This window comes from Pseudonocardia sp. DSM 110487 (genome assembly GCF_019468565.1).
Classification (GTDB): Bacteria; Actinomycetota; Actinomycetes; order Mycobacteriales; family Pseudonocardiaceae; genus Pseudonocardia.
Genome location: NZ_CP080521.1, coordinates 1,506,649 through 1,532,874 on the forward strand (window position 1 = coordinate 1,506,649; position 26,226 = coordinate 1,532,874).

Here is a 26,226-nt window from a genome sequence, read left to right on the forward strand (position 1 = left end):
CCGGCGGGTGTTCGTCGCTGCGGTGTTGGCGGTTGGGGTGGTGATCGCCACCGCCGCGCCGGCCGCGGCGATTCCGACGGCCGTGGTCGGGTCGGCGCTTCCCGGTTTGCTTGGCACTGCTGTGCAGTTCCTCGCCTTGCCGGTGGCTGCTGTCGTGTCGTTGCTGCTGGTTCACGTGCGGGCGGCCGGGAATCGTGACCCGCAGCTGTTCACCCGGGTTGGTTCGGGGCTCCCCCCGGCGTGGCTGGCGCCTGGGTCGGGGGATCGGCTACCGGCCTTCGCCGCCCGTGTCGTGCGAGTGGTGCTGGACGCGACCAGTGAGGAAACCGGGCCGGCGGAAGCCATCGCAACCGGCATGCTCGTGGCGGTCGACGGCGACACCGGTTATGTGCTGACCAACCGGCATGTGACCGAGTACGGCCCGAAGCACGGGTTCACGGTCACCGCGCGAACCGTCCATGTACAGACGCCCGCCGGGGTGATAGCCGTTCCGGCCACCGTGCCCGTGCGCCCTGACCTGTCCACGCTTGCCGAGGCTCTCATCGCCACCGGCGCGGTACGGAGCGGCGAGCGCGACGGCCACGGGCTGCGCCGTGACGAAGTGATGCGGGTAGCGCGCGAGCTCGACATGGGGTTGTTCCGCATCGAGCATCCGGCGCTGGCCGAGCTCCACTTTTCCCCGCTGGAGTTCGTGGACGCGCCGGAGAGCGGCACCCGGGTGATCGTGCTCGGCTTCCCCGACATCAAGATTCCGATCGCGCGTGATCGTGACCGGGTGATCCGCCGCGCAACGGGGGCGCAGCATCTGATCGGAATCGGCAGCGCGGTGATCTACCGGTCGGTCGATGCCTCGACGGAACCGCTACGCAGCACCGACCTGGACCTCGCTCGGACGGACTGGATGCAGGGCGGCCTTTCCGGCGGCCCGGTCATCGTCCGTGTTCCGGATGACCGCCAGGCGCCGGAGCGGCTGGCCGGTGTCAACCGAGCCTCTCGGCAGGCCGCCGATGGGGCCGAGTGGCAGATCGCCGCAGGTGCGCGGGCGGTCCGGGCCTACCTCAGGGCGTCGGGTCTGGATCGGGGGGAGGGTTCTGGCGGCTCTGGCCCGGTGGGGACTCGTGGTTCCGCCGGTCCGTCGGGTCCGGTCGGGTCAGGTCCGGTGGCGGATACGCCGGAAACCACTGCGGTCGGCTCCGAGGCAGCCGGGTGGCGCTGGTTGCGTCCGCTGGTGCGTGGTTGGTCGGTGCGCGGCCCCACCACGCGTGTTGTGGGCCTGATCTCGTCGTGGCTGCAGGCCTTGGCGGCCGTGGTCATCGCGTTCGTCGTGGCTGTCAGTGCTGCCCCGGCCGCGATGGCGAGCCCGTCGGTTGGGGCGCACGGGTCGGCGGGCTCCGTGATCCACGAGCTGGTGGATGAGCAGTACGGGTCGGCGGTCGCCGTCGAGCGGGGCACGGACGGGAAGAACACGATCATCCCGGAGCGGGACGTCATGTTGACCCGGACCGCCGACGGCCACGATATGTCGGTTGCGGCGGTGATGACCACGGGGGCCGGGCCGAACATCGGGTCGATGTCGAGCGCATCGGCAGTAGCGCAGGAGGCTGCGCGTTCGGCGTCGTCGACCGTGGTCGTCGACGAGCAGCGGAGGGGCGACCTGGTGCAGGAGCCGGGCGAGCGTGGCGTCGCCTCGGACTGGCCGGAGTGGGTCGTCCAGTGGGGCGACACGCTCGCCGGGATCGCCGACCGGCTCGGGGTCACCGTGGACGAGCTGGTCGCGGCGAACGAGCAGCGGTTCCCGCCCGGCGCCGACCTCGGCGACCTCAATGAGGGCGAGCGGCTGCGCATCCCGGTGGAGACGATCACGGTGCGGCCGGGCGACACGCTCTCGGGGATCGCGCGCTGGCTCGGGGTGGAATGGCAGGACCTGGCCCGATGGAACGCGGATGCGCTGGACGGCAACCCGCACGTGATTCATCCCGGGGAGGTCCTGGCGGTTCAGGACCCGTCGCCGCAGCCGGCTCCGTCGGGTGAGCGGGGCGAGCCGTCCCGGCCCGGCCAGCCGCAGGAGCCGGGCAAGGGTGAGCAGCCGGGGACGCCGGCCGCTCGGCCGTCGCCTGCGCCATCGGCGTCGGCGGAGCCGTCCTCGGAGCCGTCCCCGTCGTCGCCGTCGTCGACTCCCGCGCGTGGCCCGCCCGCCGACGGGACCGGGCTGTGGCTGGTCGTTGCGGGTGGGGGTCTGTTCCTGGCTCTGGTCGGGGCGGTGTTGGTCCTGCGGCGTGGGACCGGGCGGGCGCGGGTGACGCGTGGCGCCACGCCGCGGGCCGCGGGCGACAAGCTCAGCGAGGCCACGGCGCGCCGAGCCGACGCGGAGCGGCACCGGACCGATGTTCTGTCGGAGACGAGCGACCTGCTCGATCGTGCGCTGCAGTTGCTGTTCGCCCGGTTCCCGGATGCGAACGTGTCACACACGGAGGTGGCGGCGCTGCTGGGCATCGACGTCGACCGGGTGAACCGGATCGCCTCGCCCACGGGGCGCCCCACCTTGGGGAGCGGCCCGACGTTGGACGCCGAGCTGGCCGACCTGCTCGCTCCCACCGACCCGGCCGGTCCGGCGGGGCCGGTGGCGCCCGGGTCGTTCCGCGTCGGCCTGACCATGCTCGTCACGAAGATCGCTGCTCGCGAGGATGCCGCCGCGAACGCGCTGGCAGACGCCGATGCCGCACTGGCAAGGAGCCAGGAGGTCTGGTGGCGGTCGGCCCGTTCCTGGCTGGCCCGCAAGCTGCGTTGGGACCTGCCGATGCAGTCCGGTCTGGCGCGGGTCGGGCTCGCCGCCGCGGCGAGCTTCGGGATCGGCTTCGGCGGCATGCTCGCGGTGATGGAGCCGGGCGGGACGGCGACACTGCTGTCCGTACTCGGGGTGGCCGCCTCGGTCGTCGCCATGTTGCGTGCGCGGTGGAGTCCGGCCCGGGCGCGGGCGCCGCCGGCGCTGCTCGCGCTGCTGGTCGCTCTCGTGGGTGCGGGCGGTGTGATCGCTGCCAACTTCGATCCGCTGGCGGCCTGGGTCGTGGCGAGGGTCGTCGACGCGCTCGTGTCGGCCATGAACGAGCTGAATCGGTACTCGTCGACCGGTGCGACGATCCTTTGGATCATCGCGACCTTGATCACGACGATGTCGATCGGAGTGCGGTCGGTGTTGCACCGGCAGCGGATGAACCGCGACATCAACGGCGTGCCGACTCGCCCGCACCGGGACGCGCGGATCTCCGGTGTCCTTTCCGCGGTCGTGTCGATCGGGAACCGAGTGCTCCAACTGATCGCGGCGACGTGGCCGGGCTGGGTCGCTCCGCTGATCAGTGGGGTCGCCGGCACGGCCGCGTCGGCGGTGCAGCGCAAGACCACCGGTGCCACGCGGTTCTGGACGGCGATCGTCGCCGGGGGGACGTCGGTCATCACCTTGTTCTTGCTTCCGCGGATCACCTCCATCCCGGCCGGATGGGCTGAGTACCTGCTCGACGTGTTCCTGTTCGTGTTCGTACTTGCGCAGTCGGCGTGGGTGAGTGACTACGGCGTGTACTTGATCGGCCGGCTGCTCCAGAAGGGGACGAGGTGGTGGCTGCGTTTGCTCGACCGGAAGGCCGATGAGATCAGCGTGCGCCCGGGCGTCGTTGCGCGGACGACGCAGCGGCTGTTCGGGTGGCTGCTGGGGGTGGCGACGCAGTGGCGGCTGGACGCGGAGTCACTGACCAGGCCGGACTACCGGATGACCCTGCTGAGGACCCTTGATCCTCTGCTGACCGCGCTGTTCGTCTACCTCGTCGTGCGTCCGGTGCCGGGGATTGCGGAGAACGTGGTGACCCAGGCGATCCGGATCGTGCTCGTGGTGGCGCTGGCGATAGTGCAGTGGAAGGTGCGCAACCGGGTCGAGCGCGGCCGCAATGCGCAAGGCACGGTCAGTGACCGGACGCAGTTCACGAGGGAACGCCCGATCGACCCGCACAAGGTGCAGAGCCGGATCCGGCTCCTGCAGGAGCGGCTCGACGAGTTCCTCCGGCGGACGCCGTTGCCGGTACCCGACCCGCATACCGGTCTGGATCAAGAGCTTGCCGAAAAGGTGATCGACGAGCTCATCGAGATGCTCGCCGAGCCTGTTCCGCACCCCGCGGACCTCGACGAGATGGCCGACCTCGACGAGAAGCGCTTCCCCGGCATGAAGGCCAAGGGTGGCAGCCTGCGCGAGCAGTGGACCGACCGGCAGAGCCAGCAGCAGCGCGCGGACCGAGTGGTGCTGATGCTCATGGCAAGCAAGCGGGCGTCGGTCGGCGGGGCGGCGGACCGGCTCCGCGGACTCGGCAAGGACCCAGCGTGGCGGCTGGCCCAGTTCCAGAAGTGGATGTTCGATGCGCTCCGCGAGCCCGGAACCGTGGATCGGCTGCTGTCGCCGCAGGATCGCAAGGACCTGGGGCTGCCTGCGTCGACCGACGAGGTGCTGGCGCTGCTGCCGAGCGACTGGGAACGGGTGCTGCGCACGGAGATCGCACGCCGCCACGAGCTGAACATGTCCTTCCGGCACGCATACGTCGACCTCCTGGAGGAGCAGCGCGCCCGGCTGGTCGCGGAACGGCCGACGAGTGCGGGTGATCGTCGGCAGCGTGCGGCGGAGATCGCCCGGATCGACACGAGGATCAAGCATGAACGGGGCCGGCTCGAGCGGGAGCGTCGTCGCGCATCAGATCTTCCAGCGCTGGTCGCTGCGCACGAGCTGCTCGGCGGGCGGCGGCGACGCGTGGAGTACGCGCTGTTGATGGTGAAGTCGCAGCTGCGGACTGCGAGGAGCGAGAACAAGGCGACGGCAGACCTCGACGTGCAGATCGACGAGCTCCAGGGGCTGGCTGCCGCGCTGGCGTTGGTGCATGCGTCCGTCGCGCTGCTCGACGAGATCGAGATCCACGAGCGGGAGCGGGCCTGGTGGCTCGAGCAGCTCGATCACGCTTCGAGCGAACCTGCGTCGTTGCCGGACGAGTCGCTGCTGGCCGTGCTCCTCGTCGTGGTGAACCGGACGCACCCGACCACCGCAGCGGATGTGGTCGCGGTGCTCGGGGCCGGCAGCGACCCTCAGCGCAAGCTGGCGATGCTGGCCGAGATCGGGGCGATCACGGGTGGGGAAGCCGTCGGCTACACGGCTTTCGATGAGCTGGCCGCGGCGTGGACGGACGCCCATCCGCGGCTGAAGCACGCCGTCCGGAGCAACCCCGGGCTGCTGGTGCGCGGGCCGGGGCAGAACGCGCAGGACCGCAACCCGCTCGAGGCGCTGTTGCGCTCGGACCTCGACCTGACGAACCCCCAGGAGCTGAACGAGGCCGAGCGGTCGGTCAAGGTGCTCCTGGAGAGCCTGGTCGGCGCTCAGCGGACGGCGTTCCGGCATCCCACGCCCGGCCTGTTCGACGACTGGAAGCGGCGCCAGCAACGGCGCTACGAGCGGCGCCACCCGGAGGCGGGGCTCGACAGCTCGCCGAGCCGGAACGCGACACCACCCGCTGCGTCGGACAGCCCTCCGATGAGCCTGGCGGCGGCCGAGCAGAAGGTGCGTGCGGCCCTGAAGGCCGCCGAAGCCGCGTCGCGCCAGGTGCGGTTGGCGGAACTGGCACTGCACCCGTTCATCGCCGGGCCGAACGCTCCTCCGGCGAGTGACATCGACCCGGCGACGCTTCCGGCCGCCCATCGGGCCGCCCGGGAGCAGCTCGAGAAGGATGTTGCGCTCCGGGCAGCGGCCTTCCAGGCGATGGCGGAGCTGGTCGAACAGGTCGAGCAGGACTTCCCGAAGCCGCCTGCGCGGTCGATGAAGCTGATCCGGCTGCTGGAGCGCGTGAAGGCGTTGGAGGCTGTCGGTCCTGGCGCCACCGGGGAGCCGGTGCCGTTGGCGGATGCGCTCCGCCGGGCTGCTGCCGAGCTCGAGACCGCGCGGAAGGTTCTCGCGGAGGCGACGGCGGTCCGCGCGGCGGCGCCGGGGGATGAGCGAGCCGAGGCCGAGTATCGCAACGCGCTGGCCCAGGCGGGGATCGCGCTGGCGCATTTCGCGATCGTCCGGGAGCAGGCCCGGGACCAGAAGGTCACCGACGAGTTCGGGCCGCGCCATGTGGAGCGCATTGCCGAGCAGCGGGTGCACCGGATCCTGGCGCTCGCGCCCCAGCTCGCGGTGGACGCGGTCGTCTCCGTCGGAGGGGCGACCGAGACGAACCAGTGGATCACCCCACAGAACAGCGGCGTCCCGGTGTTCCGGCACGTCGTCCCCACGCCTGGCTCCGGGCCTGGCGTGGCGTTGGTCAACGCCCGCGGGGCCGGCCGCCTGGTGCTGCAGGACGTCGTCGGCGTGAACGTCGACCCGGAGACGGGTGTGATCACCGCCGTGATGGCCGACGGGCTGTCCTCCGGGTCACGCTCCGAGGTCGCCGCCTGGACCGCGGTCGACGCCGTGCTGCGCGTCGTGACGGCCGAGATGGCCAACGGGCTTTCGAGCCGGGCGGCCCTGGACAAGGCGCTCGACCGCGCTGACGCCGCCGTTCGGGGGCTCGCCGCTCCCGGGGAGCGCAACCCGCCGTCGACGACCTTGGCCGCGGCCGTCATCGAGCCGCTCGCGGACGGACAGACCCGGCTGACCTCGACGCATCTCGGTGACTCCCGTATCGCCGTGCTCACCGCGTCCGGCGGGATCCGGCTCCTGACCTCCGACCACACGCGGGCCGTCGAGGCCGGCGTCACCGATGCCACCGCCGGCTGGTTGACCGCGTGGCTGGGGGCCGACGCGCCTTTCCGCGGCCACGACGTCAAGTCCGAGACGCTGCCGCCCGGCGAGGACGTGCTGGTGCTGCTGACCAGCGACGACCTGCACAACGCTTTCGACACCGTGCGGGAGCTCCGGCGCGCGGCCGGCCCCGAGGCACACGTCGACCCGGCCCTCGCGATCGACGGCCTCCAGCATGCGGTCGGTGCCCGCTCGGCCGATGCCAGCGCCATCGCCGTTCCGATCGGCGGGTCGGGGACCACAACGGCGGGATCCGCGGCCGGCCACCCGACCGAGGGCGGCAGCGGCCCGGTGGCGATCGGCGACGGCGACCGGGCGCAGCAGGCGATGTCGGAGGACCCCGAGGCCGGGTGGGCGTCGGCAGGGACTCTCGCCGGTGGCGTACTGGTGCTGGGTGCGGTGGGAGCAGTGTCCGGGTTCGTGCTGGGCATGCCGGTGCTGACGGCGGCTGGTCTGGTGATGGTGACGATGTGGGCCGTGTCGGTGGCGCCGGCGTTGGTGCGTGGCCGGGCGCCCCCGGACAGGGCGTGGAAGCTCCTGCCGGCCTTGCACCGGGGCGTCGGTCGGTGGGCGGCCACGAAGGTGGGTGCCGCTGTCGGCACGGCGAAGCGTTGGCTGATGGGCCGTGGGCCGACGCTGAGCGGCCCGGTGCGTGCGTCCGACGTTCCGGTGCGCGCGTCCGATGTTGCTGAGCCCGAGTGGTCAGGTGACGACTGGGTCGACTGCGAATGCGGGGAGCGGCACTGGGGCCGCGAGGGTGCGGCGGGTCTGTTGTTGACGCATCGGGCGGCGGACGGCACGTGGTTCGTGTTGATGCAGCACCGGTCGGCGGCCAACCAGCATGCCGATACGTGGGGTCTGCCTGGTGGGGCGCGTGATCCGGGTGAGTCGGCCAAGCACGCCGCGATTCGCGAGACCACGGAGGAAGCCGGTATCGGCCAGCACCAGGACGGCAAGCACCAGTACAAGGTGGCCGGTCGGTACGTCGATGATCATGGCAGCTGGTCCTACACGTGGGTGCATGCCGTGGCGGACTCGATGCCGGAGCCGATCGCGGATGCCGAGAGCATCGAGCTGAGGTGGGTGCCGCTCGACGAGGTGGAGCAGTTGCCGCTGCACCCGGGCTTCGCCGCGGGCTGGCCGCGCGCGCGGGCCGCCTTGCTGGACCGCGGCGACGTGGTGCCCCTCCTGATGATGGCCCTGGCGGGCGGGCAGATCCTGCTGGGGCTCCTCGCGGCAGCCGAGCAGATCGCAACACCGGTGCTGGTCATCGGCGTGGCTGTGTCCGCTCTGTACTTGGTGTCGGTCCTGCTGCGCGTGGCGCGCTATCTCATGTGGCAGTTCCAGCACGCCTCGATCCGGGGTGTCGGTCGGTGGGCCCTCGGACTGGTGCGTGCGGCGCACGTACTGCTCGGGCTCGCTGCGGTCATGGTGGCGGCGCTGCACGTCCTAGCTGCCGACATGTCGGTGAGGGAGACGGTCAGCGAGTACGTCACCACGCCCGCCGGGGCGATCTTGGTGCGGGTCGCGATGGTTGCGGTGGGGGCGGCCGCGGCGTTGGTCGTGGCCATGGCGGGGAAGGCCGACGTGCAGCGGGCGCGGCTCGTCCAGGTTCTGCTCGCGTTGATCGCGCTGGGGATGGTGCTGATGGCTGTGTTCCCGGTCGACCCCGACGGTAAGGGGCTGTCCCATGGGGTGCATCTGGCGGCGTTCGGTCTGGCGGCGGTGGGGGTGCGCGTATCGGGCTTCTTGCTGGCCGTGCATCTGCCCGAGTCCCGCTGGATGCGGGTTGCGGCATGGGCCGGGTTGATCGGAACTCTGGGGCTCTTGGCCACGGCGGTCGTGTCTCTAGAGCTCGAGCAGATCCCGTTGGCGCTGTCGGTGGGGGTGGTCGAACGTTTCGTGCTGGCCGTGGATGTGGCGGTCCTTGCCCTGGCTGCCCATCACCTCGGTCGGGATCGGACGGCAGCGGAGACGAAGCCGGCTGGGGTTGGCCGGAAGGCCTTGCGCGAACGCGACCGGAATGGTCGGCACGGCCGGTACTTCTGGTCGTCGGGCTGGTTCGAGCGCGAGATCCAGGGCCGGTTGATCCGGATATGGACCTTGCTGAGCGGCGGGCTCGCCGCTGCCGCCCGGCTGCTGGGGCGGGCGTGGAAGCGGCCGGGGGTGCGGTGGACAGTACGGGTGGTGCTGGTGGTCACCGCGGTGACCGCCGTGGTGATGCTCACCGTGCCCGCCGCCGCCGCCGTGGTGATGATGCCTGTTCCGGCGTCGGCCGTTCCCGTGACCGGTGTTGTGGTCGGTGGGCCCGATCCGGTGTGGTTTGCGCTGGCGGTCGGCGGTGCGGTCGGTGCGTTCGTGCTCGTCGATCCGGCCGTGTCGTGGTGGACGCGGTGGGTCCTGCGGGCCGGCCCTCGGGACGATGTGCCGGGCTATTTCGCGATCAGTGTGTGGGCGCTGCTGATCGAGGGGCCGCTGGTCGTCGTGCTGTTCGCCTGGTCGCTGTTCGTCGGGTTGCAGTTCGTCGACGCAGGGCCCGCGGTGGTGGGATTCGCGGCGACCATGGGTTGGGTGGCGGGGGCTATCGGCGGGCACCGCGCCGAGTGGCTGACACGCGCTCAGCTGCATTTATTCCGTTTGACGGCGGCGCCGGTCGTGGCCCTTGCGGGTGCCCTGCCGGGCTGGGCGTTCGCCATGCTGGTGAGCCCGGCGCATGTGCTCCTGGTATCGGGCGTCGGCTTTGGCGTGGCCTACTTCGCGGCGACGACGTGGTGGAGTCGGATCGGCGGCCGTGGCAGACCGCGGGAGAGCGAGCGCGGGTCGCGTGATGACGGGGCCGGTAGGGGCCGTGTCGCCGGGGTGGGGGACGTCCTGGCCCGGCTCGGCCGGGCCGACGTCGCCGAGCTGCCGAGCGGGCAGGAGACACCCGGGGCGCCGGCCGAGGCGGGTATGGGCGACGGGACGGCCGCCGGTGACGCCACGAGGTACGTGGATTCGGAGGAGATCGACGGCCGCCACGTCTTCAGGTTCGGCGAGGACTCGGACGCCGGCAGGATCGATGCCGGGGTGCTGGTGGTGGGTGTGCTGCTGGCCGCCGGTCTGCTGATCCCGTCAGCGGCGCCGGTTGTTGCTCCCGTGCTCGGTGGGCTCGCGCTGTGGGGTGGGGTCGCCGTCGGTGTGGTCGTCGGTGCGGGCATCGCCGCGATCGTGGCTGTGACGGTGCGTGCACTGGGGCGCTCGGCCGGCCGGGTGCGGGGCGGTTGGTTGGCAGTGCCCAGGTGGCAGTGGTCGGACCTCAGCAAGCGTGTTGGTGACCCGAACAGCCAACCGCAGACACGGGATCGGGTGGAGCAGGAGTCGGCCCGCTGGTGGAGTCGGGTCGTGCAGGTTCCCGAGCTGCATGCGGCCATGCAGCACTTCGACGAGAGACACGAGTGGCTGCTGAACCTCCAGCGGGAGACCCGGTCGAACCAGCAGCACAGGGGCGACGAGGAGCTCGAGGCCTGGTCCTCCCTGGTGGGTGCGGCGTTGGAGCTGGCCGGGCGGGGCCCTGTGCAGCGGGTGTGGCGTGGTGTTCGCGTCGACGGGGTGGGCGTGCTGCTCGAGATCCACACGACCGACGTGGTCTGGTTGAGATCCGCCGGTTTGCCCGTGTACGAAGGGGTGCTCCGGCCGAGGCATCGGGCAGTCGTCACCAGTGACCTCCGGACCCCGCCCGAGGCAGGCCGGCAGCCCTCGTTCGTCCAGGGGCAGGTGCTGGAGACCACGGGCATCGACTTCGTCACCTACGACAAGTCCTACGCGGAGAGCTACTCCGGGCCGGATGCGTTGCGGGTGACGGTCGTGGAGGAGTCCCTGCTCCCGGCGGAGCGGGATCGGGAGGGCCGCCCTGCGGTAGCGGCCGCGGTCGGACGCCTGGCCGCGGCGATCACACGCTGGATCAGCCGCCGGGTCGGCTCCGAGCCGACCTCGAGCAGTGGGGGCCACTCGGGCCCGTCGGCCACCGATGGCGGGCCGACGGACCGCGGTGGCGCGGGCGGCGTCGACGCGGGCGGTGGACTCACGGAGAAGGGCGTTCACGGGCGCACGGGCGCCCTGGGCCTGACGTGGCCGGACCGGATTGCCGACGGTGACAGCCTCGCGGCGCGCAGCCGCGGGCCGCCGGAGGGCGTGGGCGAGGACGACGTCCACCTCGGCGACGATCCGGGCGCCGCCGGATCGGACTCGGGCAACCGTGCCGACGCCGGCTCCGTCTCCGCCGGTCTCGCGGCGGTGCTCGGAGCGGTGTCGCTCGTCGGGCTGGTCGCGCCCGCTGTTACGGGCGGCCTCACCTGGTTCGGGTCTGCGGTGGGGCTGCTGACCGGCCCGGTGGCCGGGCCTGTGTCGCTGACGATCGGCGTGATCGCTTTCGTTGCGCTGGGCGTGGTGTCGTGGAAGCGAATGTGGGCGGGACGGGCAGGCCCGCTCCACGGCCAACGGGCTGAGCAGGGCGACGCCGCGAGCACCTCGCGCCACGTCCCGTGGGATGCGATGCACGCCCAGGGTCGTCGGATCGCACGGTGGGCAGCCGGCGTGGCCGGTGTCCTGTGGCGGACCGCCGCAGCGCTGCTCATCGCTGCGGGCGGTGTGCTCGGCCTCGTCGCCGCCCCGGCCGCAGCACAGGAACCCACGCCCCTTGTGGTCGCGGCCTCGGCCCCCGCCACGACCTCGCAGGCCCCGCCGCTCCCCGCACGTCAAAACAGCCACCTTGATGACGAGATGCGCCATGAGGATGGCTCCGCTGACATGCCTGGACACCAGTTGGTGAAGCCGGGGAACACCCTCACCGGGATTGCCGCGAGGTACGGCATCGCCGTCGAGGACGTGGCCGAGGCAAACGGTAGACGGTTCCCGAGCCCTGAGAGCTGGGACCACATTGTCGCGGGCGAGTGGCTGCGCATCCCGGCGGTCACGGTGCGGTCGGGTGACACGCTGTACGGGATCGCGGCCGAGTTGGGGCTGCGGTGGCAGGTCCTGTTTGAGCACAACAAAGATGTGATCGGCGGGAATCCGAACCTGATCCACCCTGGCGACGTACTGCTGGTGCCGGACGGTCCAAGGCCGACTCAGCCGGACCAGCCGGCTCGATCGAGCGACCACGGCGAGAACGGTGAGCAGCCGTCCCGGCCGGGCGAGGACCGGGCCCAGCCGGGTGAGCCTGCTCAGCCGGGAGAAGCAACTGAGCCGCCGTCGCCGTCGCCGTCGCCGACTGTGGCGCCGCCTGCGGAGTCGTCACCGTCCTCGGGCCCTGCGGCGTGGATCTGGGGGGTGGCCGGTGGAGGCCTTCTCTTCTTGCTCGGCGCGATCGCCATGGTCGGCCCGGCGCTGGTGTCGGCGGTGCGTGCGGGAGCGCTGCGCGAGCTGCTCCGCAAAGTCGGCGTCCAGCGGTTGGGTCTCGATCTGCGTACCGCGGAGATGGATTGGCGGTTCGCGGGCGCCGCGGTGTACGAGAAGTTCGCTGTTGTCCGTGCCCGGCGGGCGGAGCCCGGTGAGGTCGTGGAGACCGTCCTTGCCAATGGTCGGGTGGAGACGTCGAACGTGGCCGGCGACAACGACTTCGTCCTGACCAATCCCGACGGGGAGCAGTACCTGATCGGTTCCGGGAAGCTGGCCGCCAGGTACGTCGATCTCGGCGATGGCCGTTACCGGGCGAAGGGGATGGTCCGGGCCTTCCGGAACCCGACCGGTCGGGAGATCTCGATCACCGCGCCGTGGGGCGAGGAACAACGCGGCGGTCCCCGCGCGATGCTGGCCGTGGTCTACGACCCGCAGGATCCGGGCCATCTCGGTGCCGACCGCTACATCATCGGGGCAGCGGAGTTCCGGAAGACCTACCGGAAGGTGTCCAGGCGGACCGGCGGCATCCGCGCACTCACAGGGCTGGTCCGCCGGGCGCAGGCGGAGCCGCTGCGGCAGCTGCAACGCGGTGCGGAGGGCTGGACGCAGCAGGGCACCTGGAAGTACGTGGGCACGACCTTGCGTCGCCTCGGTCTGGACCCGTGGTGGGTCGGCAGGTACGGGGTGGTGGTCGACGTCGGCGACCCGCAGGCCTCGGGTGGCGTGGTGCTGTGGGCGCGTGGCGACCCGAATGCTCATGCGGCCCTGCTCGCGGCTGCCGCGATGCTGCACAACGCCCCTCCCGGGACGCTGCCGGGGCGGGTGCGGTTGGTTTTCGAGCCCATCGAGCCCTCGGGTGACACGCAGGCTCCGCTGGTCGACGGCGGTGTTCTCCGGGGAATGGGCGCGGTGTACCGGCTGACCGGTGCTGCTGGCGCCGACCGGGTCACGGTCATGGTCACCGGCCGGGCCGGGCACACCTCGCGTCCGTGGCGGGGGCCGAGCGTGAACAGCCTGCTGGGGCAGCTGCCCGGTCTGGTGGGCGACACGTTGCAGGTGACCGAGGTCCACGGCGGTGTAGCGCCGAACGCCCTCGCCGCGACCGGGACGCTTCAAGCGCAGCTCCGGCCGGGTGCGCCGACCCGCCAGGAGGCGCTGGTGGCGGCGCCGCACGCGGTGGATGCGGCGTTCGCGGTTGCGCTCAACCGGGTCGCGGACCTGGACATGCCCGTCGACGGGGCGGGTGTCCGGACGGATGTCGACATCGCCGGGATCACCGGGCCGGAGCACGTGCTCGAAGGGGCGCAGCTGCTCACCGCGACCGCGCTGGGCTTCGGACGCGTGTCGCGTGGCCGGCTGGCCGGCGCGGGTTCGGCGCACGGACCGCCCACCATGCCGTGGGCCGGCATCCAGGCCCTGGAAGGCGATGTCATGGCGGTCCCCGGGGACCGGTGGGTGGTGGAGCGGATCGCCATGGTGGACGAGCTGCGGCGCACGCTGTTCCTGCTCGCCGAGCGCACCCGTACCGCGAGCGGACCCATGATGGCGCGGCTGTGGACGGAGACCGAGGACGTGCTCGGGAAGATCCGTGAGCAGGTCGCTGAGGCCAAGGCGGACGGCAGGGGCGCGCGGCGGCGGGGCGGAACGAGCACAGCGCACCGCTGGACGTACGCGCCCGTAGCGGCGGGCGTCAACGCGCTGCTGCTGCTCAGCCTGTACGTGATGCCGGTGTTCGGTGAGGCCCCGGTGCTGGCGTCCACCATCCACCTCCACAGCTGGATGCACGCGTTCGCGGCAGCAGGCCAGGTACTCGGCCTGCTCACAAACTCACTGTGGAACCGGGTTCCCCCGCGGTGGATGGCGTCGCTGACGCCTCTGGCGGGAGCGGCGTTGTTCCTGGGTTTGGCGCTGTTCGGGCACCTGGGATGGGTCTGGATCGCCGGTGCCGTCCTGGGCGGGGTCATCGCGGCCGCGAACTACCCGCACCTCGCCGATGCGGAGGAGTGGGTGATCGAGACGACCAAGCTGCGCGGTCGATACGGGCACCGGATCAGGATGGGTGATGGTCTCGCGGGCATCGTCGAGTTCGCGCTCGGCAGTGTGGCGTCGGCGATGTTGGTGTTCACCCTGGTGCTGCTCGAGGTCTCGGTCGTCCACGCCACCCTGGTGATCGCCGGTGTGTTCGCCGCGGTCGCCGCGGCGTCGTGGCTGCTGGCCCCGTCCCCGCGCCCGGACGCCGAGCAGGCGGAGCGGCTCGGTTTCCGTGGGTTCCTGCGGACCGTGGTGCGGATGTGGAACCGCAGCCCGCTCGCGCGCTCCGTTCTGCTCGCCTACGGGTTCTACGCCGCAGCGCTGTCGATGATGGACTCGGTCTGGCGGACGTTCTTCGCTGAGCATTCCGCCCCGCTGTGGATGGAGACGGTCGGGTCCGCGGCACTGTTCGTCGGCGGCGCCGTCGTGGCGTACTTCCTGATCAGCGAGGACATCCGGATGCGGGCCGGCGGCGAGGCTGGGGGCCTGCTGGACAAGAAGCCCGCGATGGTCGCTCGGGTGTTCGGCGGGACGCTTCTGCTCGGGGCGATCGTCAACCTCGTCGGCTACTTCGTAGCCGGTGTCCCGACGTGGGCGAACGTGGTCGGACTTCTCCTGATGGATGCGAGCACGACCGGAATGATGCTGGGGCTGATCGCGATGGTGCTGCGTTCGCCCGAGCTGACCAAGACGGAGAAGGTCGTGTTGATGAGCCTCGGCGGCGCGGTCAAGGTGCTGTCCTACGGGATCTTCAGCATGGGGGTGGGCGTTCCGGCGTACGCCCTGGGCGGGTTCGGCGTCGTGGCGGTGCTCGTCTTCGTGTTCGCGACGCTCGCGTTCTGGGCCGTCTCGGGGATCGGTCCGCGGGAGCTGGTCCGGTGGCTGCAGCGCCTGCGCAACCGGGAACGCGGCCCACCACCCGCCGCCCTCGACGACCGGTGGACGACCGGCCTGCCCCCGTGGGCGAACGCGCACATCGAGCCCCGGCGCCAGGAGGGGGCGCAGCTGTACCCGCTCCTGCACCGCAACCCCGAGCTGGCGTGGCAGGAGATCACGACGCTGCGGCACATCGAGGACGCGTTGCGGGCAGGTGGGCTGGCGCCGAGGAGGATCGCCTTCGTGCCGGACTCCGTGGGCGCGCCGGCGGACGCCCGCGGTCTGGCGGTGGACATCGGTTCCGGCGACGGCCCGCTGGTCGTGTTCCGGGTCCCGATCAACGCGGTCCCGGTGCCCGAGGAGAGCGGCCTGGAGTTTGCCTCGCAGGTCGAGGGCGTGAGCCATGCCGCGGGCCACGACATCGTCGCCACCGCGGCGGAGCTGGTGGCGCAGGTCCTCAAGAGCATCGACGACGTACACGGGTTGCCGGGGCGGGCCCGGATCATCTTCCAGCCGGCCGAGGAGGCGGTCCCCAGCGGCGGCGCCCGGGCGGTGGTTGACGAGGCCGACGGCCGCCACGTCGCAGGTGCGAGCCTGACCTACGAGTTGCAGGTGTCGCCGCAGCTGCCCGCGGGCCAGGTGGGCCTGCGGTCCGGCGTCGTCAACTACTCCTCCCACAAGCTGACGATCACGGCGACCGCGCGCGACGGCATCGACGCGACGCCGCTGCTCGGGCTGGAACACCTCGTGTCGCGGAACCTGACCACGGCGCTGACCGAGGCCGGCCTCACCGCCAACGAGAAGGACGCGGACGTCACGTTCGCGTTCGCGGTGCTGTACGCGGAGTCCGGGAGCGCGGTGCTGGAGGGCACGGTGCGGTCCGGGGACCAGGCGGTGCAGGACCGGGTGCTGGAGCTGTTCCGGACGGCCGTCCGCGACGCGCACGAGGAACTGGCTACCACGCTGGCCGCGACGACCGGGATGTCGCGGGAGGACGTGCTGGCCCGGATCACCGTGACGGAGCGCATCGACGAGGTGGCCGGCATGATGGTCAACGACGAGCCGCTGACCGACCGGGTCACCGAGGTGATCCGCGGCGTACTGGGCGCGGACGCCGCGGTGGAGGTGCCCGTCTCCCAGGGCGGCACCGCCTTCAGCCACTACCCCGGTGACAAGCTCTCGCTGATCCTGGGTGTTCGCTATGACAACGCCGGGATGACGGCTGGGTCCACACCGGACCTGCTCGACCCGGCGTTCTCCGGCATCGTGGACCCGGCGGCCATCATGGCAGCGACCCGGGCGATGACCGCGATCTTCTTCGAGTCGTGGGGTGCGCCGATCCATGGCGAGGGCGGTGCGGGTCCACCGGTCACGGGCAGTCCGACCGTGGGCCCTGCGGCCCCGGCCGGTGCCGCGACCGGCCTGGCCGGTCCCGGTCACCGGTTCCGCGCGGTGGCGAGCAGGCTGGCGGGTTTCCGCCACGCCACGGCCCGGCGATTGGCCTGGGATGTGCCGATGCGACCGGGCCGGGCGCGTACCGCGCTGAGTGCTGTTTCGGCGATCGCGCTCGGGTTCGGGTTCGGGGTCGGGGTGCTCGGCTCGGGTCCGGTCGCACTGACGCTGGCCGTCGGCGTGATCGTCGGTGCCGTGGTGGCCGGTGCCCGGGTGGTGTGGTCGTCGCGGATGATCCGTGGACCCCCGGTCAGTGGTTGGCGCGGCACCCGCGCCGCTCGGATCACCGGGTTTGTGGCGGACGGGCTGGCCGGTATCGCCCTGGCTTACCTGGCGGCAGCCACGCCGGACTGGGTGACGGCGGTCGTCGAGTGGGGAGCCTCCCGGCCAGAAGCGTCGGTCACGGTGAAGACGTTGATCGCGGCGATCGTGGTGGCTGGGGCCAACAACTACAGATTCGTGTTGCACCGGCGCACCGTGAACCGGACGAAGGGTATTCACACCCGGCCACGGTGGGATGCCTGGCTCTCGGCCGGCTTGGCCGGCGCGGTGTCCTGGGTGAACACCTTGTTGTCGCTGGCCGCGTTGCCGGTGCTGGTGGACTGGGTGGCCCATACCTTCGGGTGGTCGACGACGTGGGCGGCGATGATCCCGGCGGTGGTGGCCGCCGTGGTGGGTTCGGCGGTGCAGCGGCGGATACGCGGCGGCGAGAAGTCCTGGTACGCGGTGCTGGCCGGGGTGTACGCCGTCCCGACCAGCCTGGTGCTGGCCGTGTTGGGGATCAGCACGGTGCCGGACAACTGGGCCGACTACTTCGTCGCGCTGGCGATATGGACCGCGGTGATGGCACCGCAGGCATTCGTGGGCGACTACCTGGTCTCCTGGGGCGGGCGGGTGATGGTGTGGGTGTTCACGCACCTGCAGCACAAGAGCCGCCGGCTGAGCTTGCTCGCCGGCATCGGGGCCAGCGGCACGATCTCGGGGTGGCCGATCTGGTTGCAGCGTGTCCTGGACCACCGGAGGATCAACTTCGAGACGTTCGGTCGGCCGGACTGGCTGCCCTCCGCGCTCAAGCTCGACTTGCTGTTCGGCACGCCTTTCACCTACCTGATCCTGCGCCCGATGCCGGGCATACCGGAGAACGTCTGGACCGTCTCGCTTCGGGTTGCGGTCGTGGTGGTGCTGGTCGCGCTTTTGTGGCGGGCGCGGGATCTGGGCGAGCTGATTCTGAAAGTCCTCGGCTATCTCAGTTCTCGGTCGATGCCGCGGCGCGACCGGCCGATCTGGCCGTGGCGGCGGGTCACGCGGCGGATCGAACCCTTCCGTGGTGTGCTCGATGACCTGCTGACCGTCACCGCCCCGAAGCTGGTTTCGGAGCCGGGTCGGACGCTGGACCGCGGGTTGGCCGAGGACGTGGCCGGCCGGCTGATCGAGCAGATAGGGGTGCAGCCGCCGGATTCGGTGCAGCTGCTGTGGATCGCCGAGCTGCTCCCCGAGCTGGCCGACGCGGTCGTGAAGGCACAATGGATCCGCACACAGCGCCATGCGCAGCACCGGCGGGCGGTGGCGCTGGCGTTGCTAATGGCGGCCAGCAACCGGGAGGCGCTGCGCGGCGCGGCGGGCCGGATGGCCCAGCGGGGTGATCGCGACCAGGCCGAGGTCGCAACGTTCCTGGACATGCTGCTCGACGAGCTGCTCACCCCGCAGAACCTGAACCGGCTCGAGTTGAGCGACGAGGACCGAAAGCTGTTGGGACTGCCCGCGGACCGCACCGCGCCGGTGGCCGGAGTCCAGATAGCGCCGATTCTGCGCAGCGTCTGGGAGCGGCGCCTGCACCAGGCGCTGCAAGAGCGGCGCGAGCTGCGCATCGCCTACCTGCGCGATGAGCTGTTGGCGCTGCTGTATGACGCGCGGGGATTGCTCGCCGCCCCCGGCTACACCCGCCAGCAGCGCCGTAGCGTCGACCTGCTGGTCGCGCGCGCCGAGGGGCAACTCGATCGGGAGCTGGGACGGGTCATCGACGGCCGGGGCCTGGTCGCGGCCCGGGCGCTGCTGGGGGAACGCCTGCGCGGTTTGGCCGACGCGCTGGCGGCCGATCACTCCAGGCTGCGCTTCACCGCGCACCGCAAGGGGCGCCACCAGATCGTGGATCGAATCGACATCTTCGACCGGGTGATCGCCGCCGTGGCCCTGCTGGACACCTCGCTCGCCATCGTGGACGAGGTCGAGCTGCACAGGTTCGAGCGCCGGCACTGGCGCGGCAAGCCCCTGCTGGTGCGCTGGTTGCATCGCCCGAGCCGCGGTGAACGCGGCAAGATCGCCGAGGCCGTCGACGCGCCGCCGTCGCTGTCGGACGGCTCGCTGCTGGCGATACTGCTCACCGCGGCCAGCGAGAGCACCCCGCTGACAGCCGCCGAGCTGCACCGGCGTCACCAGGGCGGCGACTACCAGGTCAGCCAGGAGACCTGGCAGCGCAAGCTGCGCGGCATGGCGCGCGTCGGCCTGCTCGTCGGCGATCCCAAGACCGGGTACTCCGCCACCGAGGAGCTGCGCATCCGCTGGCGGGGCGCGGCCGGCCTGTGGCTCTACGCCGATCCGGCACCGGCCAACCCCAGGCTGCGTCACGCGCTGCGCACCAACCCGCAGATGCTGTCCGGCGGCGAGAAGCTCGCCCCGCTGTTCCGCGCCACCGTCGGGCGCGGCGACGAGGACGCGGTCCGGCAGGCCCACGAGTTCCTGCTGGACCTGCTGCCCACCGCCGAGCGGCTCGCATTCCGCCATCACTCGCCCGGCTTCTGGGACGACGTGACCCGGGCCTGGCGGTCGTGGCGCGGGCGCAGCTACCAGCACCGCAACCAGCTTGCCCGCGTCGACCCAGCCCCCAAACCCGACCGGCACGCGGACGCGGCCAAACAGGCCAACGCCGTGTCGGAGCTGCGCGATGCGCTCGCGCTGGTCAAGCAGGCGACCTTGTCCGAGCGTCGTGCGGAGCAGGTGATGATCCGGCTGCGACGCCCCGACTCCGGACCCCACGGCCCACCGGGACGCCGGGACTCCCGCACAACCGACAGCCCCAAGCTGCGCAGCGCCCAACAGGAGCTCAATCACGCCACCGAGAAGCGACTGGTCGCCTACGAGGAGCTCCGCGAGCTGGTCGAACGAATCCGCAACGAGGACTATCCGGAGGCCCCAGCCCGGCCGGCGCAGGTCAGTCGGCTGCTCGAACGCGCCGAGCACCTGCTCGACTACGGCCCCAGCCGCGCTACCCCATACCCGCCCCCGGCGATCGAGCTACGCCGGGCGCTCGCGTCGGTCACAGCCGCGGACCGCGCGCTCCGCCACGCCACCGGTGGCGCTGCCTACCAGGACGCGCTGCACCACGCCCGCGTTGCCCTGATCCGATTCCGGTACGCGGCTCGTGCCGCCCGTGAAGCGAAGATCACCATCGAACTCGGGCCTCGGTGGCAGCTGCGCCGAGGCGAACACCACGCCCGCAGACTGGTCGCCCGCAACCCCACTGAACTCACGCACGCCTTCGCGCTGCTGTCCGTGTCCGAACCCACAGGCCATCGGCGCCGCACCACCGAGGACGACCACGACGGGATCGCTTTCGTCCTACCCGAAGGCACCGACACCCCACGCGTGGCCGTGGCCAGCGATCCCGGCGCCGTGCCCGGCGCCCGCAACCACGACGCCGTCGCCGCCCACTACGACCCGGCCACCGAGGTGATCACCGTGGTGGTTGCGGACGGGGTGGCCAGCGGCACCCATTCCGAGCTGGCTGCCCGCATCGCCGCCAACACCGCTCTGGACGAGCTGACCCGCACTGACCAACCCGGCCGCACCCACGAGCAGGCCCAGCTGCACGCCGCCGCCATGGCCGCCGCGCGCGTCGCCGCGCTGGCCATGCCCGGCCAGCCCTACCAGCCGGCCACCACTTACCTCGCCCTACAGGCCATCCCGGGCCCAGGCCACATCAAGGTCATCATCGCCCACCTCGGCGACACCCGCGCCTACCTCCTGCCCGACCCGGCCACCGGCGGCACACCGGTGCAACTCACCACCGACCACCTCACCGACGCCGGCGAGCTGACCGCCTATCTCGGCGAAAGCCCCCGCACCCGACCGGCGCTCACCGAGCAGATCGTTCACAAACCCAGCCGCCTGCAAATCACCACCGACGGCCTGCACTTCTACTTCACCCTCGCCGACCTGGCCGCCGCCTCCAGCGGCACCGCCGAGACTCGCGTCACCCACCTCGTCCGCACCGCCCTCGCCGCCGGCGGCCAGGACAACGTCACGGCAGTCGACATCCCGCTGGCCCTCGGTACAGCACCCGCGGCCGGCGACTCGGAAGGTACGAGCCGCGCAATCGTGCCGATCGGGCTGCTCGCTGCGCTGGTCGCCATCAGCCAGGACGCCATGCCGCCCTGGCTGCAGGTCGGGCTGGCAGTCGCAATGGTGGTCTTCACGATCTGGGCCTTGATCGGCGAGCGAACCACCCGAGCCCTTCCATCTGTGATGGCCGCTCTGCAGTTGGTCAAGCGCAGGCTGATAGCTGCTGTGTCGCTGATAGCTGCTGTGTCACTGCGCCGGGTCCGCGCGGTGTGGCACTGGGCGACCGCCACGCTGCTCGGTCGGATTGCGGTGCCGGGGAGCGAGACCTATCGAAAGGTGCCCGGGTGGGTTCTGGCCGCCGTCATCGGGATGGGGCTGGGGGTCCCATCGATCGTGGCGGGGTTCGTGTTCCCGCTTCCCGCCGCGGCGGCGTTCGTGATGTTCGTGCTGTGGGGCGCCTTCGACGTCTTCACGGCGAAAGGGTGGTCGGGCACCAAGTGGCCGCGACGCATCCTCACCACCGGCGTCGTGCTGATCTGGGAAGTCGACCTGTGGATCGACGTCGGCACGATGTTGGCGTTCGCCGGGTTCGGGTCGTGGGTCGGTGGTGCCTTCGTCGTCGCCGACCTGGCGTTCCTGATCGCGACCTGGCCCGCGGCGTGGCGGGCGTGGCGTGATGACGATGGCGACCGTCACGGCGAGAGCTCGGTGTCCGACGCACCGGAAGAGTGGGTGCGGCGGTGGGTGGCCTTCCCCGCTGTGACGGCCGCGATCGGGCTGCACGCGATCGAGCTGGCCGGATTCGGGCCGTGGGCGGCGGTGCTGATGGGTGTGGCGGCGGTCGCGTTCGGGGTCCAGGCCGTGATCAAGCATCTGCGGGTGCGCCGCGATGACGCCGGTACCCGTGTCGAGCGCATCGCCCAGCACGTCGACGGCGTGGCGCTGGGCGTCAACGGACTGCTGAGAATGATCCTGGAGAACCTGTGGCTGCACGCGGGAGCCACGATCGTCGTGGCGCTCGCGCTCGGGTTCCTGTTGGGGGTTCTGCACCGCGGCGGCCCACCGGACGGGCGTGCGTTGCCTACGGACGACGCCGGCGGCGGTGGGCCCAACGTCGGAGAACGGCTGAGCGATCCGGCGCGGGACGAGGTGTCGACCTCGCTGCGCGAGTACGTCGACCTGCTGGTGCCGTTGGCGGAGGTGGCAGACAGGCTGGCGGCGGTGCTGCCGGCTGCGCCGCCGGGCGTGCGGGTGCTGGTCGCCGGCGATGACGTGTCGGTGTCGTACGCGGAGCGCCTGCTGGTGTTCGGATGGACCGACCCGGGAGTCGTGGTGGCCCGCGACGGCGTCGTGGTCGTCACATGGACGCGGTTGGTGGAGATCGCCGAACACATCGCGGCGGGCCGGCTGCCCGCCGACTGGTGGTACCGGCTGCTGGCGCACGAGCGGGATTCCCCCCTGCTCGACGACGAGCACCGCAACACCCGCGACGACGAGCAGGCGGCCGTACTCACCGCGGAGCTCGTGGCGGCCCGGGCGATGCAGGACCGGCGGCTGGCCATCGACTTCTGGTTCCTCCGGGCGGGGCGGATCGTCGACATGGTCGGTGGGCAGGTGTGGACGTTGGCAGTGCCGTTGCTGGCGGTGTCGGTGCTCGACGCGTCGGCGTTGCAGGTGGCCATGCTGACGGTGCTGTCGGCGGTGACCAGCCTGGTGCTGACGCTGCCGGCGGCGCTGGTGGTGGAACGGGCCCGCAAGCGGCCGCTGATGATGCGGGTCGCGCTGTTCGTCGCGGTGACGACGGCATCGATCCCGGTGGCCGCGGTGTTCGGGTGGCTGACGTTGACCCAGCTGTACGTGGTGGTCGCGCTGCGGGCTGTGGTCGGGCTGTTCTATCCGATTGCCGCGCGGCCGTACGGGGAGTCGTTGGCTCGGGGCGACCGGAGCCGGCTGAGGAGACAAGAGGTCAAGCTGACCTCCGATCTGCACACCGTGCGGATGGTCGGGTCCGCGGTGGGAGCGGTTCTCGTCTGGGCGATCGGGGCAGCGGGAGCGGTGCTGGCCGACGCGGTGTCGTACCTCGGTAACGCGGTGATGTTGTCCCGGATCAAGACCCCGGAGGTCCCGGTCTGGCGGTCGCGGACGCCGCTGTCGTCGTCGGTGCGGGCCCGGATGCACGGTCTGCTGGAAGGCCTGTTCTGGACCCTCGCCCATCCGGTGCTGGGGCTGATCACGCGAGTGACCGCCACGAGGAACTTCTTCTGGGCGATGCGCACCGCGGTGCTGATGGTGTTCCTGGTCAGCGCGTTGGAGGCCTCGCCGTTGGTGGTGAGCGTGGTCCTGGCCGCGGCTGCGGTCGGTGGGTTCACCGGCGCCCGGCTGGGTGGCTGGCTGGCCGAGAGGGTCGGGGCGGCGCGGTTGTTCTGGGTCCTTGCGGTGTGGGCGGGGCCGCTGTACCTGCTGCTGCCCTTGGCCCAACCGGGGTGGGGGGTGGCTCTCGCGGCGGTCAGCCTGTTCGCGTCGGCCGTCACCGTTGCCGCGTCGGGTGTCGCCGTCCGGCCGTACCGGAGCGGGGTGACGCCGGCTGGGCTGCGCACCCGCACCCATGCCGCGGATATGTGGCTGTCCGCGGTGGGCACCGCGAGCGGCGCGTTGGTCGGGGGCCTGGCCGTGACGTGGTTCGGGTTCGTCCCGACGTTGCTGGTCGCCGGGGTGGGCGCGTGGGCGGCGGCGTTGTGGCTGGTGCGGACCCCGTTGTGGCACGCGCGGAATTTCGAGGACGGCATCGGCACGGGCGGTGACGGCGGTCTGCTCGCCGACGGCCTGAGCTCGGCGGACGAGGCACGGGTGCACCGTCTGCTCGTCAGGCACGGGCACCGTTCCCGGGTGGCCCGGTGGGCGGCCGGACTGTTGCGCATCCGAGGGCCTCCGCTCGCGGTGGAAAAGGGCGACCGGTTGTGGACGCCGTCGCAGGCACGGCTGGCGCGGTGGCTGCGGCGTGACGGGATGGACCGGAAGGCCGCCGAGGCGATGGCCCGTCGGGTGTGGGCGGCCGGGTGGCGGGACCGGCGCGGCCGTCGTGTGTACGTCGTTGTCGCGGAGCGGGTGCCCGCGCTACGCGCGGCCGGGATGTGGTCGAGGGTGCGCGACCACGAGAAGCGTCACCTGGACGAGAAAGGGTGGGAGGCGGAGGAGCACCGTCGGGACTCCGCGGCGCTGATCGCCGAGATCAAGGCGGAGGTGCGGACCGCCGGCCTGGCCGCAGCGGGCGAGGTGCCGGGGTGGCGGGCCCAGTGGCTGCCGCTGTCACGGCGCGGCGGTGCCCGGCTGCGCGCGGAGTTCAAGCCGGTTCGCGAGGCGGTCGCGGAGGTGGAGCGAGCCCGCAAGGGAGTGCTCGCGGTGAAGCGCGCGATGCACGCGACCGAACGGGCGGAGAAGGCTCGCAACCGCCTGCGGCGGTGGTGGATGCGCCGGCAGGTCCCCACGGATCTGCGCGGTGCGCAGAACCTGCCGACGTTGCTGGAGGATCGGGGCGGGGCGCTCCTCAGGGCGCAGCGGGCGGAGCAGCGGGCCACGTCGGACGCGATGGCCGAGGGGGTGCTCGCCGGTTTCGGGCGGCGGGACGTGCGACACGCCCGAGAGGTCGCCCGGCTCGGGTGGAAGCGGCACATGGCGAGCCTGGCCGGGCCCACGTTCGCCCTCCCGGGACAGGCAGCGGGCGCGCAGATGATGGCGTCGGTGGAGTTCGCCTCCTACTACGACCAGCCGACGTCCTGGGTGACCACGCAGGGCTCGATCGGGACGTCGGCCACGGCGGTCATCGGGCTGGGCATGGCCACGCTGGGCGATCGGCTGATCAAGAACATGGTGGCCACCGTCGTGCTGGGGGCGGTCGGGTCGGCCGGGCTGGCCATGATCGGGCTGGTCGATCTCGCCGGGCTGTTCCTGCCGTCGCTCGTCGCCATCGGCGTGATGGGCCTGGCCGCAGCCCTGGTCCGGGGTCGCATGGACATCTACCACCCGCTTTCATCGGAGCAGAAGGACGCCCGGGACTCGCAGTACGAGTCCAGCTTCACGATCGGGCAGATCGTGCTGCCGATCCTGATCGTCAACGGCATCGCCCTCGTCGGGATACCGGTGTCCATGCTGGTGCTGTCGGGGCTGGCGATCGGGCTGACGGTGGCCGTGTCGGTCGCGGTGCGCGGGGAGAACCTGGGCCCCCAGCCGCCGGATTCGCCGACGGTCCGGGAATCGCTGACGGTCCGGGAGTCGATGCACGGAACGTTCAACCAGGTCGTCGGCACGCCGCACGGGCTGGTGCGGCTGATGGCGTCGATCCCGGTGCTGACCGTGCTTTCCGGGGCGCCCCCGTTCCTCCTGGGCGGGGCGATGTTGGACCAGATGGTGCTGCTCAACGACCCGACGTCGGCGTACGGGGCGACCGAGCACGTGGTGAGCGTGTTGCTGCTGGTCAGCCGGCTTGCGGCGTTGGGAGTGCGGAAGGCGTGGCCCGGGATCAAGCAGCTGCTGGGCAGGCGCGGGGCGCTGGGCGCGAGGCTCGGCCTGCGGCACGCGGAACCGGGGCCGATGAGCGAGGCGCGCGTGATCCGTGTCGGCACGGCGCTCGCGGTCGTCCAGATCCTGCCAGCGTTCTGGCTGTACCTGGCCCCGGGCCTGGTGCCACTCCTCGTCACGCAGGCCGTGTCGGTGGCGGCGACGGCCTGGATGCAGGCGGGGCTGTCCCGATGGATGGAGGGCGGCAAGGGCGCCTCGCTGATCAACGTGGGGAAGGCGGGGAGCGTCGCGGCCGGCTCGGCGATGTCGATCCCGGTGCTGGGCGGGTTCGCGACAGGTGTGGCCGGCCTCGCGGCGGCCGGGGCCCCGTACGCGAACCTGGTGGACGCCGCGCACGGGCGGCTGTTGCTGCTCGCCGTCCCCATCCTGGCGGTGCTGGCCCTGCTGGTGGGGCCGGCGGTCGGCCGGCTGCGGATCGGCACGGCCGACGAGCTGGAGGCTGCGCTGATCCGGGTGGGCGCCACCCCGGACGAGGCGAGTGTGATCAAGAGGGAGCTGGCCCGCCACGGGGTGCGTGACGTGGGATCGGCCGCCGCGCTCTACATGTCCGATGACTGGAGGCCCCGCATCGCTCGCGACGGGCGCCTGCGGGCTCGCGCGGCCCGGCGTGACAGCATCGGGCTCGACGACGTCCAGGTTGCGCTGCTGCGGGACGCGCTGCGCGGTGAACGGCGGGCGACTGACAAGGATCTGCGCGACCTGGCTGACACGATGCTGGTGAACCCGCACGGAGCTGGGGTGATTCTGGCCGCGCCCGGGGATCCGCTGCATGATCACGC

1 protein-coding gene (only partly in view) is annotated in these 26,226 nt (G+C 71.8%); it reads left to right on the top strand.

This entire window lies inside a single protein-coding gene on the top strand: locus K1T35_RS06935, encoding a M20/M25/M40 family metallo-hydrolase. The 50,229-nt coding sequence extends 23,111 nt beyond the window's left edge and 892 nt beyond its right edge, so the window shows coding positions 23,112-49,337 — codons 7,704 (partial) to 16,446 (partial); the first complete codon in view begins at nucleotide 2. The start codon and the stop codon both lie outside this window.